Annotated in this window: 15 protein-coding genes; 7 read left to right on the top strand and 8 right to left on the bottom strand. The window is 63.5% G+C overall.

The features are described 5' to 3' along the window. Positions 1-76 precede the first annotated feature (76 nt). Entirely contained in the window at positions 77-1459 is a 1383-nt protein-coding gene (gene atzF / locus ABIA45_RS26160; RefSeq protein WP_404654293.1) for an allophanate hydrolase, read from the top strand. Here atzF and ABIA45_RS26155 read toward each other — a convergent pair. From ABIA45_RS26155 to ABIA45_RS26135, 5 genes are all read right to left on the bottom strand, one after another. Next, positions 1456-2181, bottom strand: coding sequence for a Crp/Fnr family transcriptional regulator (locus ABIA45_RS26155; protein WP_109141765.1), 726 nt, complete (start codon positions 2179-2181; stop codon positions 1456-1458). The genes atzF and ABIA45_RS26155 overlap by 4 nt on opposite strands. 67 nt (positions 2182-2248) lie before the next feature. Next, positions 2249-3124, bottom strand: coding sequence for an ABC transporter ATP-binding protein (locus ABIA45_RS26150; protein WP_404654292.1), 876 nt, complete (start codon positions 3122-3124; stop codon positions 2249-2251). Beyond that, the gene (locus tag ABIA45_RS26145) at positions 3112-3630 is read right to left on the bottom strand and encodes an ABC transporter permease (RefSeq protein ID WP_404654290.1); all 519 of its coding nucleotides are present in this window, start codon (positions 3628-3630) and stop codon (positions 3112-3114) included. Before ABIA45_RS26145 ends, ABIA45_RS26150 begins: the two co-directional genes overlap by 13 nt. A gap of 252 nt (positions 3631-3882) precedes the next feature. Then, entirely contained in the window at positions 3883-4881 is a 999-nt protein-coding gene (locus ABIA45_RS26140; RefSeq protein ID WP_404654288.1) for an ABC transporter substrate-binding protein, read from the bottom strand. Positions 4882-5117: 236 nt separating this feature from the next. After that, a complete protein-coding gene (locus tag ABIA45_RS26135; RefSeq protein ID WP_404654286.1) occupies positions 5118-6077 on the bottom strand; it encodes a fatty acid desaturase in 960 nt (319 codons plus the stop codon). On the opposite strand from ABIA45_RS26135, the gene ABIA45_RS26130 reads away from it, so the two are divergent. Further along, positions 6076-6225 (top strand): hypothetical protein, encoded by a 150-nt coding sequence (locus ABIA45_RS26130; RefSeq protein WP_404654284.1) that lies wholly within the window; start codon positions 6076-6078, stop codon positions 6223-6225. The two genes, ABIA45_RS26135 and ABIA45_RS26130, sit on opposite strands and share 2 nt — an antisense overlap. 144 nt (positions 6226-6369) lie before the next feature. Here ABIA45_RS26130 and ABIA45_RS26125 read toward each other — a convergent pair whose 3' ends face one another. Continuing rightward, the gene (locus ABIA45_RS26125; RefSeq protein WP_404544592.1) at positions 6370-7323 is read right to left on the bottom strand and encodes a LysR family transcriptional regulator; all 954 of its coding nucleotides are present in this window, start codon (positions 7321-7323) and stop codon (positions 6370-6372) included. A gap of 98 nt (positions 7324-7421) precedes the next feature. Between ABIA45_RS26125 and ABIA45_RS26120 the strand changes: the two genes are divergently transcribed. From ABIA45_RS26120 to ABIA45_RS26110, 3 genes are all read left to right on the top strand, one after another. Beyond that, entirely contained in the window at positions 7422-8603 is a 1182-nt protein-coding gene (locus tag ABIA45_RS26120) for an MFS transporter (protein WP_404654282.1), read from the top strand. 10 nt (positions 8604-8613) lie between these two features. Continuing rightward, positions 8614-9648, top strand: a complete 1035-nt coding sequence (locus ABIA45_RS26115; protein ID WP_404654280.1) for an aldo/keto reductase — start codon at positions 8614-8616, stop codon at positions 9646-9648. 124 nt (positions 9649-9772) lie between these two features. Continuing rightward, positions 9773-11332, top strand: a complete 1560-nt coding sequence (locus ABIA45_RS26110; RefSeq protein WP_404654278.1) for an amidase family protein — start codon at positions 9773-9775, stop codon at positions 11330-11332. 104 nt (positions 11333-11436) lie between these two features. Here the strand turns inward: ABIA45_RS26110 and ABIA45_RS26105 are convergent, their stop codons facing one another. Beyond that, positions 11437-12237: an SDR family oxidoreductase gene (locus ABIA45_RS26105; protein ID WP_271539754.1), complete on the bottom strand. Its 801-nt coding sequence runs from the start codon at positions 12235-12237 to the stop codon at positions 11437-11439. Between the two features lie 69 nt (positions 12238-12306). Then, complete coding sequence (locus ABIA45_RS26100) at positions 12307-12885, bottom strand: TetR/AcrR family transcriptional regulator (protein WP_271539753.1); 579 nt, start codon at positions 12883-12885, stop codon at positions 12307-12309. Positions 12886-13100: 215 nt separating this feature from the next. Here ABIA45_RS26100 and ABIA45_RS26095 point away from each other — a divergent pair, with 215 nt between their 5' ends. Continuing rightward, positions 13101-14207: an efflux RND transporter periplasmic adaptor subunit gene (locus ABIA45_RS26095; RefSeq protein ID WP_404654276.1), complete on the top strand. Its 1107-nt coding sequence runs from the start codon at positions 13101-13103 to the stop codon at positions 14205-14207. Further along, the gene (locus tag ABIA45_RS26090) at positions 14204-17314 is read left to right on the top strand and encodes an efflux RND transporter permease subunit (RefSeq protein ID WP_404654275.1); all 3111 of its coding nucleotides are present in this window, start codon (positions 14204-14206) and stop codon (positions 17312-17314) included. The genes ABIA45_RS26095 and ABIA45_RS26090 overlap by 4 nt, the downstream gene beginning before the upstream one ends. Positions 17315-17506: the final 192 nt, after the last annotated feature.

Raw genomic sequence — 17506 nt, 5'->3', positions numbered from 1 at the left:
GTTGAGGCGCTTAGTTGCTTTCATTGCTGGGCAGCGGCTTCATATTCGTGGGGTCATGCCCTCAGGAGCTTATTCCGTGCCGCAAGCGATCCTATCCGCGCAGAGCCGCCCCCTCCGTTCCCGTGCCGAGTTAGCCTCCATCATCATAAGCGCCTATGAGCGCATCGAGCGGGACCGGCACCGCAATTGCTGGATCTATGTGCGGCCCATGGAAGAAGCGCTGGCCGAGGTTGATGCCCTTGTGCAACGAGCGGAGGAGGGTGAAGTCCTGCCGCTCCTTGGCGTGCCATTCGGCGTCAAGGATAATATTGACGTTGAGGCCATGCCAACGACGGCAGCCTGTCCGTCATTCGAATATATGGCTGCGCAATCGGCCAGATGCGTCGAGAAATTGAAGGCCGCGGGCGCGATCTGTCTTGGCAAAACCAACCTGGATCAGTTCGCAACCGGACTGTCCGGCGCCCGCTCCCCGTATGGCGCCTGTTCCAGTGCGGCGAACGATCTGTATGTCTCCGGCGGTTCGAGCTCCGGCTCGGCTGCTGCCGTAGCATCCGGCCATGTTGCCTTCGCTCTCGGCACAGATACCGGCGGCTCAGGCCGGATTCCCGCAGGTTTCAACGGAATCATCGGGATCAAGCCAACCGTCGGCCTCGTCTCGTCCCGGGGGCTTGTGCCGAACTGTCCGACACTCGATTGTCCCTCGATCTTCTGCAATTCCATTGCCGAGGGTCGAATTCTGCTCGGGTTGATCGAAGGATTCGACGACAGTGATCCCTATAGCCGTCAACGGATTGCCTCGCCCTCCCCATCTCCTCGCAAATTCCGGTTCGGCCAGGTCCCTGTCGATCGTCTCAATTCATTCGGCATGCCGGAATGCGATGACCTTTACAGGCAGGCCTGCACGAGGCTTTCGGGACTAGGAGGTCAATCCAGACAAATTGACTTCGCGCCTTTCGCCGAAGCCGGTGAAATGCTCTTTTCAGGTCCTTGGATTGCCGAACGTCATGCGGCGATCAGCAAGCTCCTGGACGTCGATCATGGAGACCTGCTTGACGTCATCCGCAACGTGCTGAGCGCAGCTGCCCGGTTTTCCGCAACAGATGCATTCGCTGCGCAACATCGACTTTTAAAGCTGCGACGCCAGATCCAAACGCTTTTCGAGGAGATCGATGTCCTGGTGGTACCGACCGCGCCACGCCCCTTCACGATCGCGGAGATGATGGAAGATCCCATCACGCTCAACAACCGCCTCGGTTACTACTCCTATTTTGCCAATCTCGTGGACTTGTGCGCGGTGTCGGTTCCCAACGCAACGCTCGGCAACGGCATGCCGATGGGTATCACTTTGCTGGCGCCTGCGTGGCGCGACCATGTTGTTCTCGACCTTGCCGAGCGATGGCTGCCCGATCCGAAGGCCGGACTGTTCAATCTAAAAGTATACCCGAACGCCGTTTCCTAGACGACTTCGAGATCGAGCGCGCGCAGATTGAGGATCACAATCAGGCCCCGATGATAACGGATGACGCCTCTTGCCTGCATGCGGGAAAGCTGCACCGTCACCCATTGGCGGGTTGAGCCGATCAGATTGGCGAGATCACCATGCGTGAACGGGATCCCGATCACGATCTCGCGGCCCTGCTGCGAACCGTAGATCTTCGAGAGGAAGACCAACAGACGATGCAGCCGCTCGGTCACCGAGCGGGTCCCCAGCATTTGCGCCATGGCCGAGTAGCACCGTGCCTTGAAGGCGAGCGCATCCAGCAGCGCGACTGCGATACTTGCCGATTGAAGCGCCAGCGCGCGCAGGGCTGGGCCGGGCAAGAACGTCACTCGGCTTCGTTCAACTGCAACCGAAGACCATACGTGGGCACCAGTACCGAACAGATCGGGGCCGCCGACGAAATTGCCGGCGAACCAGTAGGCCAGCGTCACCTCGCGTCCGGAAGGCGCCGCGTAGTAGCTGCGAATACGCCCCTCTTCGATCAGATATATGCCGTTCTGGAGATCGCCCTGACGCCAGACATGCTTGCCTGCCGGCAGGACCTCCTCGCGGCCGATGGCGAGGACACGGCGCCGGTCAGCCTCGCACAACGGATCCAACAAGCTCGGCAGCGACCCGACCAGAGCATCCGATCCCGCCAGCATAATGCCGGTCGCATTCCTGAGACTTGCCGCTGACATCTGCTCGCTCCCCTGCCGCCGCAGGGGAAAACCATTCAAGAGCCATGCCAAACTTATCGTCAGACGCCTACGTCGTGATTTCCATCTGCTCGAAGGCCCTGCGGCCTTCCGAGCGGATCAGCTCAAGGCAATCCCGCTTGAGGGCGAGATAGGCGGCCTCCGCGACGATGGCGCTGGAGCGCGGCCGCGGCAGGCTCACCTGAAGATCCCTGAGGATGCGGCCAGGTCCGGCGCTCATGATCAGCACACGGTCAGAGAGAAGAATCGCTTCATCGATGTCGTGTGTGACGAAGACGATTGTTGCATTGATCCGCTCGCGGAGCTCGAGCAGATTGTCCTGCATGACCGCCCGGGTCTGCGCATCCAGCGCTCCGAACGGCTCGTCCATCAGCAGGACACTCGGCTGATTGGCGAGGGCACGGGCAATCGCAACCCGCTGCTGCATGCCTCCGGATAGCGTGTGCGGATATGCCGACGCAAATCTGGTCAGGCCGATCATCTCGATGAGGCCGTCGGCAATCCGCAGCGCCTCTGCTTTCGGCTTGCCGAGCGCGCGGGGCCCGTGCGCGATATTCCGGCGCACCGATTTCCACGGAAACAGATGTGGCTGCTGGAAGACCATTCCGATCTCGGGTCGTGGCTTGCGCATTGCTTCGCCGGCCATGAGCACCTGGCCTCCGAACGGCCGCTCGAGGCCGGCCATTGCATTCAGCAGCGTGGACTTGCCGCAGCCGGATGGACCGACGATCGAGACGAATTCCCCCTGGGCTACTGTCAGGGATACGCGGTCGACCGCGATGACCTGCCCGCTCGGCGCATCGAAGACGATGCTCAAATCCTCGACCCGGATGATCGCCTGACGCGCCGCGGCGGACGGCGGGTACGTATCCACGAGCCTGAGCGGCTGGTCTGGACGAAGCAGGCTCGGGATCATCGCCACCACACAGCACGTTCGGCAAGAATTGCGAAGGAACGGTCGGCGACGAAGGAAAGTAGCCCGAGAGCCGCCAGCCCGCCCATGACCTGACCCGTTTGCATGTTCTGTTGCGCAATTTCGATACGATAAACGATACCGGCGAACGCTCCTGCCAACTCGGCGGCGACCAGCGTGTAGAAGGAGATGCTCACCGCGGTTCGAAGACCGACCGTGATATAGGGCAGCGCGCCAAGAAGGACGATCTCCCACAGCATCTGCGGTTGCGGCGTGCCGAGCATCTGGGCGGCTCGGATAAGTCCGTGGTCGACTTTCTGCACCCCGATGTGGGTCGCGAGCCATACCGTGAAGAACACGCCCCAAACGACCAGGAAAAGCTTGCCTGTTTCCGAGAGGCCAAACCAAAGGATGACGATCGGCACGAAGGCGATGGGAGGAATTGGGCGAAGGATGTGAAATAAGGGCGAAAGCAGGCTGGACACCAGCCGAAACCGGCCGGTCAGGATGCCGAGCACGATTCCGCCCGCGGCCCCCGATGGCAAATCCCGCGGCCACGCGCGCGAGGCTCGCCATCAGGTCGGCGAAGAATTGTCCGCTGCGAATCCATTCGAGAACGGCGACGGCGACGGTCGATGGCGGCGGAAACAGCACGGTGTTCACGATGCCGGAGCGCGCAACCAGTTCCCACATGCCTGTGAAGGCGGGCACGGAGAGGACGGCGACCAGTACGCTCAGCCGTTCGGTCGCGCTGCTGCGTCTGCCGACGCTCACGGGCGCGCCTCCAGCGTGACGCGAGCTGGATCGAGCGCCTTCAGCGGCGCCGTCACCAGGACTTTCGTGAAATCGGGCATGCTCGCTCCAGGGGGATGATTGCCGGTCTCGAGCCGCCAGGCGGCATGGGTTTTCAGAGTCGTGAGAATCCTGTCGTCGAGGCGCACATGGTAGACGTAGTCCGTCCAGATCGACGCCAATTCATCGCGTTTCATCCCCGTCGCCGCTGCGATGAGGTCGATTGCTTCACCCGGATTCGCCTTGAGCCAGCCCTCGGCTTCGATGAGGGACGCCAGGAACTTGCTGACGATCGCGGGGTTGGCGGCGAGGTAAGACTGCGTCACGACAATATTGAAGGTCTCCGAGTAGAGACCTTTGGTATCAAGCGGGATCGCGCCTTCGCCGAGAGCCTTCTTCGCATTCGCGACGTGCGGCTCCCAGGTGTCGAATGCGTCGATGCTGCCGGCCGCCATGGCAGGGAGCATCTCCTGCGGTCGCAGGTTGACGAGCGTCACGTCCTTCGACGTCAGGCCTGCCGCTTTCAACAGAACCGAGGTGTAGACTTCGCTGCCGGTTCCGGCCGTAAAGGCGATTCGCTTTCCACGCAGATCGGCCTTCGTTTTGATCCCGGCAGAAGCTGCGGTCATCGTCTTGAGATCCGAATATTCCATTCCCGCCACGAAGGCGATGGGCTGTTGCGCCATCGCGGCCGCCGTGACCGGCGCCTCGGCTGTTGTCGCGAAATCCGCCCCTCCCCCAAGCACCGTATCGAGGCACTGCTTCCCGCTGGTGAAATTGGAGACCGAGATGTCGAGCCCCTGCTTGGCGAAAATGCCTTTCGCATGGGCAACGATCGCCAGTCCCGAGATCGGCCCAAGATTCTGGGCGAGCCGCGCCTTCAGCAATTCCTCGGCTGTCGCGCGCTCGGACGGCGCAAACAGGAAGGACGCAGATAGCACGAACACGGCGAACCGAAGTGCAGTTGTTGATCGCATGCCAAACCCCTGTGATGCCGGCGACCGGAGGTGATCGACCTTAACGACAGGATCGTCTGAAGATCGAAGACCATGAAGCAATTAATCGACAAGGCCCCGCTGTCCACTTTTTGCGCAAGCAAAACAGCTTCCAACCGCGGTCGGGGCAATAAATTCATCAAGCTGCTCACACCTTGGGCGCAGCACGGCCTGCGGCAACGGCACTCTGCTGGCTTCCGCCAAGTCCTGATCTCGACTCAATCAGAACCGATCGGGCGTTCGGTACCGTTGCGTGCGCGGCGAAACCAGGCCCACGTCTGCCGCGTCACTGCGATGTAGCCCGGGCCCCGATAGACGATCTGATCGGCGACGATCCGGTTCAGTTTCGGCAGCGCATGGAAAGGAATCGAAGGATAGGCATGGTGCTCGACATGATAGGGCATGTTCCATGCGAACCAGCGCACGAACCTGGCGGTATAGGTGGTGCGGGTGTTCTGGAAGGCGCTGCGCGTGCGATCGCAGCCGGTGTGTTCGGCAAGCAGATACGGACGCAGAAACAATTGACCGACGATCACGGGAACGACCCAGACCCACAACAGGATCAAGCTGTGCAACGCGATCGATGCCAGCAACAGCGCGACGTAGCCTGCCAGATGGAGACGCGCTTCTGTCACGACAATGTGGCGTTTGCTTTCGGGAATCCAGGGTGACGTGGCGTTGCCGGTCAACGCATGGCGAAGCATCAGCCCCACCCGGAAGGCAACCTGCCGCAAGCCGCTGTACACGATCACCAGTTGCGCGTCCGAGGTCGGGATTGGAACCGACAGCAGTTCCGGATCCCTCTCTGGATCCTGCGTGTACCGATGATGATCCCAGTGGAATAAGCAGTAATATTCGTAAGGCAAGCCGACCGCGAACGAGGAGAGATGACCGAAGGCGAGATTAAGCGCGCGGCTGCGAAACGCCGTCTTGTGGGCGGTCTCGTGGACCACCATGAACAGGAATGCGACAAAGTAGCCCTGGATGACCACCAGCGGCAATGCCCAGACGATTCCGTATCGCGATGAGACCAGCCAGATCAGCGCGCCGACAACGACGATGACGCCGTAGTGGCTGATCGCGCGGATCAGACCCTGCCAATTGGACCGCATCGACAACTCGCGCAGCATGGCCGGAGTCAGCGGCTTCTCTCCGGTGGCAGTGATGGCATTGCTCATGATCGTGGTCGCCTCTTTTTCGGAATCGCGCACCGTGCTCGTGCGGACGCTGGAATTAGCCAAGCACAGGCCGACCCTAGGAAGCGCGGCCGCAACGCAGAAGCAATTTATTTCGCCGGCGTTGGCTCGCCCGGCATCCCTGGACTGACACTCTCCTCGCCAGCCTTCGCAAACGACGTTTGCGCAAGGCTGGCGCGCCGAAGCCCGCAGGGCGAAGGTGGACTCGGTGCCGTTTGCTTCGGCTCGGCAAGCCTGCCGGGGGCAAGCTTCTCCTGCGCCCTCCGCCGCCGCTTCACCCCACCAGCTTCCACTTCCCATCCCCGGTCCGCTTCAACGCGGGGTCGCTCACCCGCACGTGCTCGGCGAGGAAATCGATGAACGCGCGCACGCGTGCCGGGAGTGGGGCGGTGTGGCCGACATAGACGGCGTGGATGTCTTCGCGGTCGCCGGGGTTGTAGCCTTGCAGCACCGGGACGAGACGACCGGATTCGATATCGGGGCCGATGTGGAAGAGGGCGAGGCGCGCAAGACCGACGCCGCCGAGGCAGAGGCGGCGGGCGGCTTCGCCGTCGCTGGCGCGCGCGACCGGCGGGGGCAGGGCCTCCTCGGCGTGGTCGCCACGCCTGAACGGCCAGCCGCGGATGCTGCGTGGAAAGGTCCAGCCGATGCCGCGGTGGTCGGCGAGATCGGCCGGAATCTTCGGCATGCCGCAGCGGGCGAGATAGTCCGGCGCGCCGACCACGACCATGCGGCTGGTGCCGAGCTTTCGCGCGACCAGCCGCGAGGCGCGCAGCGGACCGACGCGGATGGCGACGTCCGCGCGCTCCTGCATCAGGTCGATCACCGTATCGGTCAGCACGAGATCGAGCGTGACGTCGGGATGCTGCGCCAGAAACCGCGGGATCAAGGGCATCACATGCAGCATGCCGAAGGGGATGTTGCAATTGACCGTAAGGCGGCCGCGCGGCGCCGCGCCTGAGGCCGCCTCGCGCTCGGCCTCCTCCATCTCGGCGAGGATGCGCAACGAGCGCTCGTAGAAGGCCTGGCCTTCCTCCGTCAGCGTCAGCCTGCGCGTGGTGCGGTTGACGAGCCGCGCACCGAGGCGCGTCTCCAGACGCGAGATCAGCTTGCTGACGCCCGACGGCGTCAGGCGCAGCTTTCGCGCGGCCGGGGTGAAGCCGCCGAGGTCGACGACACGGACGAAGACCTCCATCTCGGCGGAGCGGTTGGTGTCGAAACGGGCCATGTTGAATTCACGTCACAAATGATTGGATTGCGGACATTCTAATGGTTTGGCGGCAGCGCCGCTATCTGCGTGGCTCGTCTCATCCCTTGGAGCAACGCATGCCTCCTGCCGTCCTCGCGCTCACCGCCGGTGCCTTCGGCATCGGCACCACCGAATTCATCATCATGGGCCTGCTGCTGCAGGTTGCCGCCGACATGCACGTCTCGGTGCCGGTCGCAGGCCTGCTGATATCAGGCTATGCACTCGGCGTGTCCGTGGGGGCGCCAGTCCTCACCCTGGCGACGCGCAAAATGCCGCGGAAAACCGTGCTGCTGGCGCTGATGGCGATCTTCACGCTCGGAAATGCGGCTTGCGCGCTTGCACCCACTTACGAATTGCTGATGGCCGCGCGCGTGCTGACCTCGCTCGCGCACGGCACGTTCTTCGGCGTCGGCTCGGTGGTGGCCACCAGCCTCGTCGCCGAGGACAAGCGTGCGTCTGCGATCGCCACCATGTTCATCGGCCTGACGGTCGCGACGCTCCTGGGCGTGCCCTTCGGTGCCTGGCTCGGCCTGATGCTCGGCTGGCGCGCGGCGTTCTGGGCGGTGACTGTCATCGGCGTGATCGCGTTCGCAGTCGTCGCCGCGCTCGTCCCCGGCCATGTCGGCAATGGCGACAAGCCGATCTCGCTTTCCGAGGAAGTGGCCGTGCTCGGCCGTCCGCAGGTGCTGCTCGGTCTTGCCATGACCGTGTTCGGCTTCGCCGGCCTGTTCGTCGTCTTCACCTATATCCAGCCGATCCTGACGCGCTTCACCGGCTTTTCGGAGGCTGCCGTCTCGCCGATCCTGCTGGTGTTCGGCGTCGGCCTTGGGATCGGCAATATCGCCGGCGGCAAGCTTGCGGACCGCGGCCTCGCACGGGCCCTGACCGGCACGCTCGCCGCGCTTGCGATCGTGCTGCTCGGCCTGGCGGCCGTGCTGTCGATCAAGATCCTGTCCGTTGCGCTGATCCTGCTACTCGGCACCGCCGCCTTCGCGACCGTCGCGCCGCTTCAGCTTCGCGTGCTGGAAGCCGCAGGTCCCAGCGGCCGGACGCTCGCCTCCAGCCTCAACATCGCCGCGTTCAATCTCGGCAACGCACTCGGCGCCTGGGCAGGCGGCGTCACTATCGACCGCGGGCTCGGCCTTTCGGCGCTGCCGCTGGTCGCGGCCGGCATCACCGTCATTGGCCTCGTTCTGGCGCTGTGGAGTCTCCGGCTCGATCGCGCGCCGGCCACCGTCGCGGCGTGCCCGGCGGAATAGGAGAGCGATCATGGAATACCGCAATCTCGGCGCTTCCGGGCTCAAAGTCCCCGTCCTCAGCTTCGGCACCGGCACGTTCGGCGGACAAGGTCCGCTGTTCTCCGCCTGGGGCCGCAGCGGCACTGATGAAGCCCGCAGGCTGGTCGATATCTGCCTCGATGCCGGCGTCAATCTGTTCGACAGCGCCGATGTCTATTCGAACGGCGCCTCCGAGGAGATCCTCGGTGCCGCGATCAAGGGGCGCCGCGACAAGGTGCTGATCTCGACCAAGATGAGCCTGCCGATGGGCGACGGTCCGCTCGATGCCGGCTCGTCGCGGCAGCGGCTGCTTGCCTCGGTCGATGCGGCGCTGCGACGGCTCGGCACTGACCATATCGATCTGCTTCAGCTCCACGCCTTCGACGCGTTCACGCCGATCGAGGAGGTGCTGTCCACGCTCGATATGCTCGTGCGCGCCGGTAAGCTGCGCTATGTCGGCGTCTCGAATTTCGCCGGCTGGCAGCTGATGAAGTCGCTCGCGATCGCGGACCGGCATGGCTGGCCGCGCTATGTCGCGCACCAGGTCTATTACTCGCTGCTCGGGCGCGACTATGAATGGGAGCTGATGCCGCTCGCGCGCGATCAGGGCGTCGGCGCTCTGGTCTGGAGCCCGCTGGGCTGGGGCCGGCTCACCGGAAAGATCCGGCGCGGCCAGCCGCTGCCGCAAGGAAGCCGCCTGCATGCCACCGCACAGTTCGGTCCGCCTGTGAACGATGCGCGCCTCCACGCCGTCGTTGACGTGCTCGATGCGATTGCTGTGGAGACCGCTCGGACCGTGCCGCAGGTCGCGATTGCCTGGCTGCTGTCGCGTCCCACGGTCTCCTCCGTGATCATCGGGGCGCGCGACGAGGCGCAGCTGCGCGACAATCTCGGCGCCGTCGGCTGGTCGCTGAGCGCGGACCAGATCAAGCGGCTCGATGAGGTCAGCGCTGTGATGCCGCCTTATCCGTACTATCCCTATCGCATCCAGGAGGGCTTTGCGCGGCTCAATCCACCCTTGGTGTAGGAGCTCGCTCATAGACGGCTGCGATTGCGACAGAGCGTCGCGACAATGCGCCATGCAGAATCGCGCCTGTACAGGGTCCCGCGTCGTCCCTAACCTCCGCCGCGCAAAATTGAGGAGATGCGGCGTGGCGAAGAAGACGGCGACCAAGAAGAAAAGTGTGTTGAAGAAGACGGCGAAGGCTTCGAAGAAGGGCTCCGGCCGCAAGAGCGCCGTGGCCAAGCCGGCCGGAAAGGCCGCTGCCGGCAAATCGGCGAAGCCGCGGCGCCCGAACGGGCCGGCCTGGCAATGGTCGGCGGTCGAGACCGCGGCTGCGATCCGCTCCGGCGCCATCTCCGCGGTCGAGGCGGTCGAAGCGCATCTCGAACGAATGCGCACCGTCAATCCGAAGCTGAATGCGGTCGTCGTCGATCTCTCGGAGGAAGCACTCAAAGCGGCGCACGCGGCCGACAAGCAGCGCGCCAAAGGCGGCGAGCTCGGTCTCCTGCACGGTGTGCCGATTACGATCAAGGAAAATGTCGACTACGAGGGCCGGCCGAATTTCAACGGCGTGCCCGCCAACAAGGACCTCATCGCACCATCGGATGCGCCCGTGGTGCGCAACCTGAAGAAATCAGGCGCGATCGTCATCGGTCTCACCAACACGCCCGAATTCTCCTTCCGCGGCTTCACCGACAATCCCCTGCATGGGCTGACGCTCAATCCCTGGGATCCCGACATCACCTGCGGCGGCTCCTCCGGGGGTGCGGGCTCGGCGGTCGCTGCGGGCATCGGCACCATCGCCCACGGCAACGACATCGGCGGCTCGCTGCGCTGGCCGGCGCATTGCAACGGCGTTGCCACCATCAAGCCGACGCAGGGCCGCATCCCCGCCTTCAACGGAAGCGCAACGTCGGAGCGGCCGATGCTGGCGCATCTGATGTCGGCGCAGGGGCCGCTCGCGCGCCATGTTGCCGACGTGCGCCTCGCTTTGGAGGTGATGAGCCAGCGCGATCCGCGCGATCCCTGGTGGGTGCCCGCGCCGCTGGTCGGCGAGCGGCCGAAGCGGCCGATCAAGGTTGCACTGGCAAAGATCCCCGAGGACATGGACGTCGATCCCTCTGTCGCCGCGGCGCTGCGCCAGGCTGCCGATCATCTCGAGCGGTCCGGCTACCGCGTCAGCGAGGTCGAGGTGCCCGATATTAACGGGGTCTGGCAGACCTGGTGCGACATCATCACCAACGAGACTGTGATGATGCAGGAGGCCGCCATGCTGAAGGTCACATCCGAGGATTTTCACAAGTCCTGGGGCGGCATGAAGGCCAAGGCCAATGTGCTCGATCTCAAGGGCTGGATGCAGGCGACCGCCGCGCGCAACGGCCACATCCGCGCCTGGCAATTGTTCTTCGAGGAGTATCCGGTGGTGCTGGCGCCGACCACGGTGAAGCCGACGCCGGGCCCGCGCGAGGACACCGTCAGTCCCGAGCGCGTGCGCGAGATCTTCTGGGGCGAGATCCGCTTCATCTCCGCCATCAACGTGCTGGGCCTGCCCGGCGCCGTGGTGCCGGTCGCGCTGCATGACGGCAAGCCGATCGGCGTGCAATTGATTGCCGGCCGCTATCGCGAGGATCTCGCACTCGATGCCGCGGCCGCGATCGAAAAGCGCGTCGGCGTGCTCACGCGCAAGCTCTGGGAGATGATGGGATAGGGCGATAATCCCGCTGCGAGTTTTTGACAACGTACGCTTAACTAGTCCGAACCACGTGGGCAGAACGCTGGTCGATAAGCGCCCACATGCAGCCGCTCCAGACGTCAGGCGTCCATTATCCTCTTCATCGTGGCCCTTTGCATTGACCGTGGCGTCAAACGATTTGAAAAGGCAGCCATCTTGTTCGACAGGCCTGCGACCACCATGGCCTTTCCTTGCAAGAGCGCCCGAATACCGCTTTCGGCGACCGGACGCGGCTTCATGGTGAGGAGGCGCAGCAAGCTTGAAGCGGTTGCGCCGGCTGCCGCATCGAAGCCCGTCGCGGTGTGCCCCGGGCAGAGACTGGTAACGACCACGCCATGCGGGCGGAGTTCGTCATGCAGAGCTTCGCCAAAGGCCAGCACATAAGCCTTGGTTGCCGCATAGGCCGCGTAGCTGGGAACGGCCTGGAAGGCCAGGAGGCTGGCGATAAGAAGGATATGTCCGGATCGCCGCTGAGCCATGTCGCGGCCGAACAGATAGGTCAGCTCTGTGAGCGTGGTGATGTTGAGCTGGATCATATTCGCGGTTTGCTCGATCGGCGTGTCCAAGAAATCGCCGTGCAAGCCGAAACCGGCATTGTTCACCAGGATGTCGATCGTCACCGACCTCGCGTCGAGACTGCTTTTCAGGCGGTTGGCCGCGCCCGGTGCGGCAAGATTGATCGCCTCGACCAGCACATCCACGCCATATTTGCTGCGGAGATCGGAGGCAAGCTTGTCCATGGACTCTCGCCGTCGAGCCGCCAAGACGAGATTGACTTTCTGCCCCGCCAGCAGATCTGCGAATTCAAGACCGAGGCCACTCGACGCGCCCGTGACCAGCGCCCATTTTCCGGCAAAGTCGTCTGTTGCTTCTTTTGACATCGTTCTCTTTCTAATTTGATCAGCGAATGGGCCGTGCGGATTTTCACTCCGAACACCGGCCTCTCCCGCTCAAGCGGCAGCGGCGTCTCGAACCTGTTCGGCCGCGGCATCCAAAAGCGCTTGAGCCAGATCGGGGTCGTTGACGACGCGAGAGAGCGTCACCGCGCCGACCATCGTCGCGAGAATGCCCATGGCCTTGCCGCGCGAGGCCTCGCCGTCGTTTCCGGCAATGAAGCGGCCGAGCACGTCGAGATGGGCTTTGATTCCCGCTTCGAATTCCGCCTTCACCTCGAGGCCCTGTCGGGCGGCATCTGCGCCGAGCGCCACGATCGGGCAGCCGTCCATCTTCTCTTCGCGATGGTCGCCACTGAGGTAGAACCCGATCACGGCGCCGAGTGGATCGTCAGGATGCGCCGCGGCTGCGTCTGACCATCGGCCGGATGCGCTTTCCAATGCGCGCCTGGACGCCTCCACCGCCAGATCCTCTTTTGAAGCGAACTGCTTGTAGAAGGCGCCCTGAGTCAGCCCGGCACCCTTCATCAGATCCTTGAGGCCGATGCCATCAAAGCCGCGCTCCCTGAAGAGGCGACTGGCCACATTGATCACGTTTTGGCGGTTCTCGGCCGCCTGGGTGCGACTCACTCGCATCGCGGATCTCCATTTGGATTTCGTTCGATTGCTATATCCAATATAGAGTTCGATTGAAATCTATCAATCTGTGCACCCTGATTTTCATGCGTTGCGCGGGGAAAATCGGGGGTTCTGGGATCACGCTTCCGTTATGGGAAAGAAATTGGATTGCGATCGAAATCTAAAATGCCTATAGCAGTCATACGACATCTAATTCTCAAAGGAGATGGGTCATGAAAAGGGGTGTTGCAGTGCTCGCCGGTATTCTGGTTCCGGCGGGGGTAGCGACCTTCGTTTCCCTTGCCATTCCCGCCCACGAAGCCTCCGCGGTGATCGATCCCAGGCAGGAGGCCCCGATGGTCCGCCTGGTGACGGCCACTCGGGTCAGCGGATCTGAACGTGGTTTCACCGGGACGGTCGGCGCACGAGTGGAAAGCAATCTCGGTTTTCGCGTCGCCGGGAAGATCGTCGACCGGCTCGTCAATGTCGGCGAGCAGGTCAAATCCGGGCAGCCGTTGATGCGGATCGACGAAACCGACTTGCGCCTCGCGGTCACAGCGAAGCGCAACGCGGTCGCCGCGGCGCGCGCTGTTGTCGTTCAGACCGACGCCGACGAGCGGCGATACGCCAACCTTGTGAACGACGGATGGACTTCAAAGCAGCGCTACGAGCAGGCGAAGGCCGCGTCGGACACCGCCAAGGCGCAGCTTGCCGCGGCCGAAGCCGAAGCAGGGGTCGCCGAGAACCAGGCCACCTATTCCGTCCTGGTGGCGGATGCGGACGGAACGGTCACCCAAACGCTCGGTGAGCCCGGCCAAGTCGTCGCTGCCGGCCAGGCCGTGGTTCGACTGGCACAGTCCGGTCCTCGCGAAGCCGTGGTCGCGCTTCCCGAAACCATGCGGCCGGCGATCGGCTCGCTCGCCGAGGCGAGCCTGTATGGCAGCGATGGGCGCCGCTTTACCGCGCATCTGCGCCAGCTATCGGATTCCGCCGATCCCCAGACCCGCACCTATGAGGCCCGCTACGTGCTCGATGGTGACGCCGCAGCGGCGCCGCTTGGTGCGACCGTCACCATTCGGCTTACAAGCCAGGATCATCAGCCGGAAGTCCATGTGCCGCTGGGCGCCGTGCTCGATGACGGCAGAACGACGGGCGTTTGGGTCTTCGACAGCGCGACCTCGACCGTGCGCCTGCAGCCCGTCAAGCTGCTGCGTGTGACCAGCGAGACAGCCGTTATCTCGGGATCGAAGTCCGGTGACCAGATTGTTTCTCTCGGCGCTCATCTCCTGCATGAGGGTGCTCGCGTCAGGACTGGCTCGGAAAGCGGGAGCAAGTCGTGAGCTTCAATCTCTCCGCCCTCGCCGTTCGCGAACGGGCCGTCACCCTGTTCTTCATCCTGCTGCTGGCGGCCGCGGGCGCCTACGCCTTCTTCATGCTCGGGCGGGCCGAGGACCCGTCCTTCACCATCAAGACCCTGACGGTCACCACCGTATGGCCGGGCGCGACGGCGCGCGAGATGCAGGACCAGGTCGCCGAACCCCTGGAGAAGCGGATTCAGGAGCTGACCTGGTACGACCGGGTGGAGACGACGACGCGGCCGGGTTATGCCTACATGACGGTGACGCTGAAGGACAGCACGCCGCCGTCCAGCGTGCAGGAGGAGTTCTACCAGGCCCGCAAGAAGCTCGGGGACGAAGCGCGCAAGCTGCCGTCCGGAGTGCTCGGCCCCTTCGTCAACGACGAATATTCGGACGTGAGCTTCGGACTCTACGCACTCAAGGCCAAGGGCATGCCGATGCGCGAGCTCGCAAGGCAAGCCGAGACCATTCGCCAGGATCTCCTGCACGTGCCCGGCGTCAAGAAGATCAACATCCTCGGTGAACGTCCCGAACAGATCTTCGTCGAGTTCTCCTATGCCAAGCTGGCAACTCTCGGTGTGTCGGCAACGGATATCGTTGCCGCCCTGCAGCGACAGAATACGGTGACGCCAGCCGGTTCGATCGATACCAAGGGGCCGCAGGTCTTCATCCGGGTCGACGGCGCTTATGATAGCGTCCAGGCGATCGCCGACACCCCGATCGTCGCTGCCGGGCGGACGCTGAAGCTGTCCGACATTGCTGAGGTCCGCCGCGGATACGAGGATCCACCCACCTACATCATCCGGCACCAGGGCGAGCCTACCATCATGCTCGCGGCGGTGATGCAGGAGGGCTGGAATGGCCTCGCGCTCGGCAAGGCGCTGGAGGAGAGGTCTGCGGCTATCGCTCGGACACTGCCGCTCGGGATGAGCCTCGCCAAGGTCAGCGATCAAGCCGTCAACATCACCTCGGCGGTCGACGAGTTCATGATGAAGTTTGCGATGGCGCTGGGCGTGGTGCTGTTGGTGAGCCTGCTCAGCCTCGGCTGGCGTGTCGGCATCGTCGTTGCGGCTGCCGTGCCCCTGACGCTCGCCGTCGTGTTCCTGATCATGCTGGAGACCGGCCGGTTCTTCGACCGCATCACGCTCGGCGCTTTGATCCTGGCGCTCGGTCTTCTCGTCGACGACGCCATCATCGCGATCGAGGTGATGGTGGTGAAGATGGAAGAAGGCATGGACCGCATCTCGGCGGCGGCCTATGCGTGGAGCCACACCGCGGCGCCGATGCTGTCTGGAACGCTCGTGACAATCGCGGGCTTCCTGCCGGTGGGATTCGCGCGCTCGACCGCCGGCGAATACGCTGGCAACATCTTCTGGGTCGTGGGATTCGCCCTCATCGTCTCCTGGATCGTCGCGGTGATCTTCACGCCCTATCTTGGCGTCAAGATGCTGCCCGCGATCAAGCCGGTCGAAGGCGGTCACCACGCGATCTACGGCACGCCCAACTATCAGCGCCTGCGAGGGCTGATCACCTTCGCGGTCCGCCACAAATTCCTGACCTGCAGCATCGTCGCCGTCGCCTTCGCGCTTTCCGTCGTCGGCATGGCTGGCGTCAAGCAGCAGTTCTTCCCGACCTCCGACCGCCCGGAAGTGCTGGTGGAGGTTCGCCTGCCGGAAGGCACCAGCATCGAGACGACGACGGGCACCGTCGAGAAGCTCGAGGGCTGGCTGCACGATCAACCCGAGGCCAAGATCATCACGAGCTATGTCGGTCAGGGCGCGCCGCGCTTCTTCTTCGCGATGGCGCCGGAGCTGCCAGATCCGGCCTTCGCCAAGATCGTCGTCCTGACGCCGGATGCGGAGGCGCGCGAGGCTTTGAAGCATCGACTCCGACAATCGGTATCACAGGGCCTCGCACCTGAGGCCAATGTGCGCGTCACCCAGCTTGTGTTCGGACCCTATACGCCGTTCCCGGTGGAGTTTCGTGTGATGGGGCCCGATCCCGCGCAATTGTACGCCATCTCTCAGAAGGCTCTCGAAATCATGCGTGGCGTTCCCGATGTACGACAGGCAAATCGGGATTGGGGCAACCGCACGCCCGTGCTCCGCTTCATCCCGGATCAGGATCGGCTGAACCTCATCGGCCTGTCGCCGGCCGAGGTGGGCCGTCAACTCCAGTTCCTGCTCACCGGCATCGCCGTGACCCAGGTTCGCGAGGACATCCGCAATGTCCCCATCGTGGCGCGCAGTGCTGGTGGCGAGCGGCTGGACCCGGCGCGTCTGGCGGATTTCTCGCTGATGAGCCGGGACGGCCGTTCGATTCCGCTCGACCAGGTCGGCCATTCGGAAATCCGACTTGAAGAGCCGATTCTCAAGCGCCGCGATCGCACCCCCGTCGTCACGATACGCTCGGACATCAATGAGGCGACCCAGCCTCCGGAGGTCTCCAAGGAGAGCAAGGCAGCCCTGCAGCCCCTGATCGCCTCCCTTCCGGCCGGCTATCGTATCGAGCTGGGCGGATCGATCGAGGAGGCAACCAAGGCCAACGACGCGCTCGCGACGATCTTCCCCGCCATGATTGCCGCCATGTTGATCGTCGTCATGCTGCAGGTTCGATCGTTCTCGACGATGGCGATGGTCGTCCTGACTGGACCGCTCGGCCTCGTCGGCGTCGTGCCGGCATTGCTCCTCTTCAACCAGCCCTTCGGGTTCAACGCGATTCTGGGCCTGATTGGACTGGCGGGCATCTTGATGCGCAACACTCTGATCTTGACCGAACAGATCAAGGAGAACCTTGCCGCCGGCCTTGACGACTATCACGCCGTCATCGAGGCCACGGTGCAACGCACGAGACCCGTGATCCTCACCGCGCTTGCTGCCGTGCTGGCCTTCATCCCGCTCACGCATTCCGTGTTCTGGGGGTCGATGGCTTACACACTGATCGGCGGCACCGCCGTCGGCACGGTTCTGATCCTGCTGTTTCTGCCCGCGCTCTATGCCGCCTGGTTCCGGATCAAGTCGACCGCAGATGACATGCATGAGGCTTCGCGCGAGAAGCCGGAATTGCAAGCGGCATTGGCTGCCGAGTAAGGCTCCATTGATCCCATGGAGGATCGTCCGGTCCGAACGGAAAAAGGATCCGACGAGGCTCACGCTCGCATCCGGGAAACGGATGAAGAGCGCTTGCGGCCGCGTCGGTCACCAGTCGGTCACCACATGGCGTCGGTAGCGGACATTGCCGCCGTCGCCAATTGATCAATCTAATTTAACTCGAATTTTAGC

The sequence above is a fragment of the Bradyrhizobium sp. USDA 336 genome, from assembly GCF_044908355.1.
Lineage (GTDB): Bacteria > Pseudomonadota > Alphaproteobacteria > Rhizobiales > Xanthobacteraceae > Bradyrhizobium > Bradyrhizobium yuanmingense.
Note: the sequence above shows the minus strand (reverse complement) of the source record. Positions and strands in the feature narration are given on the sequence as shown.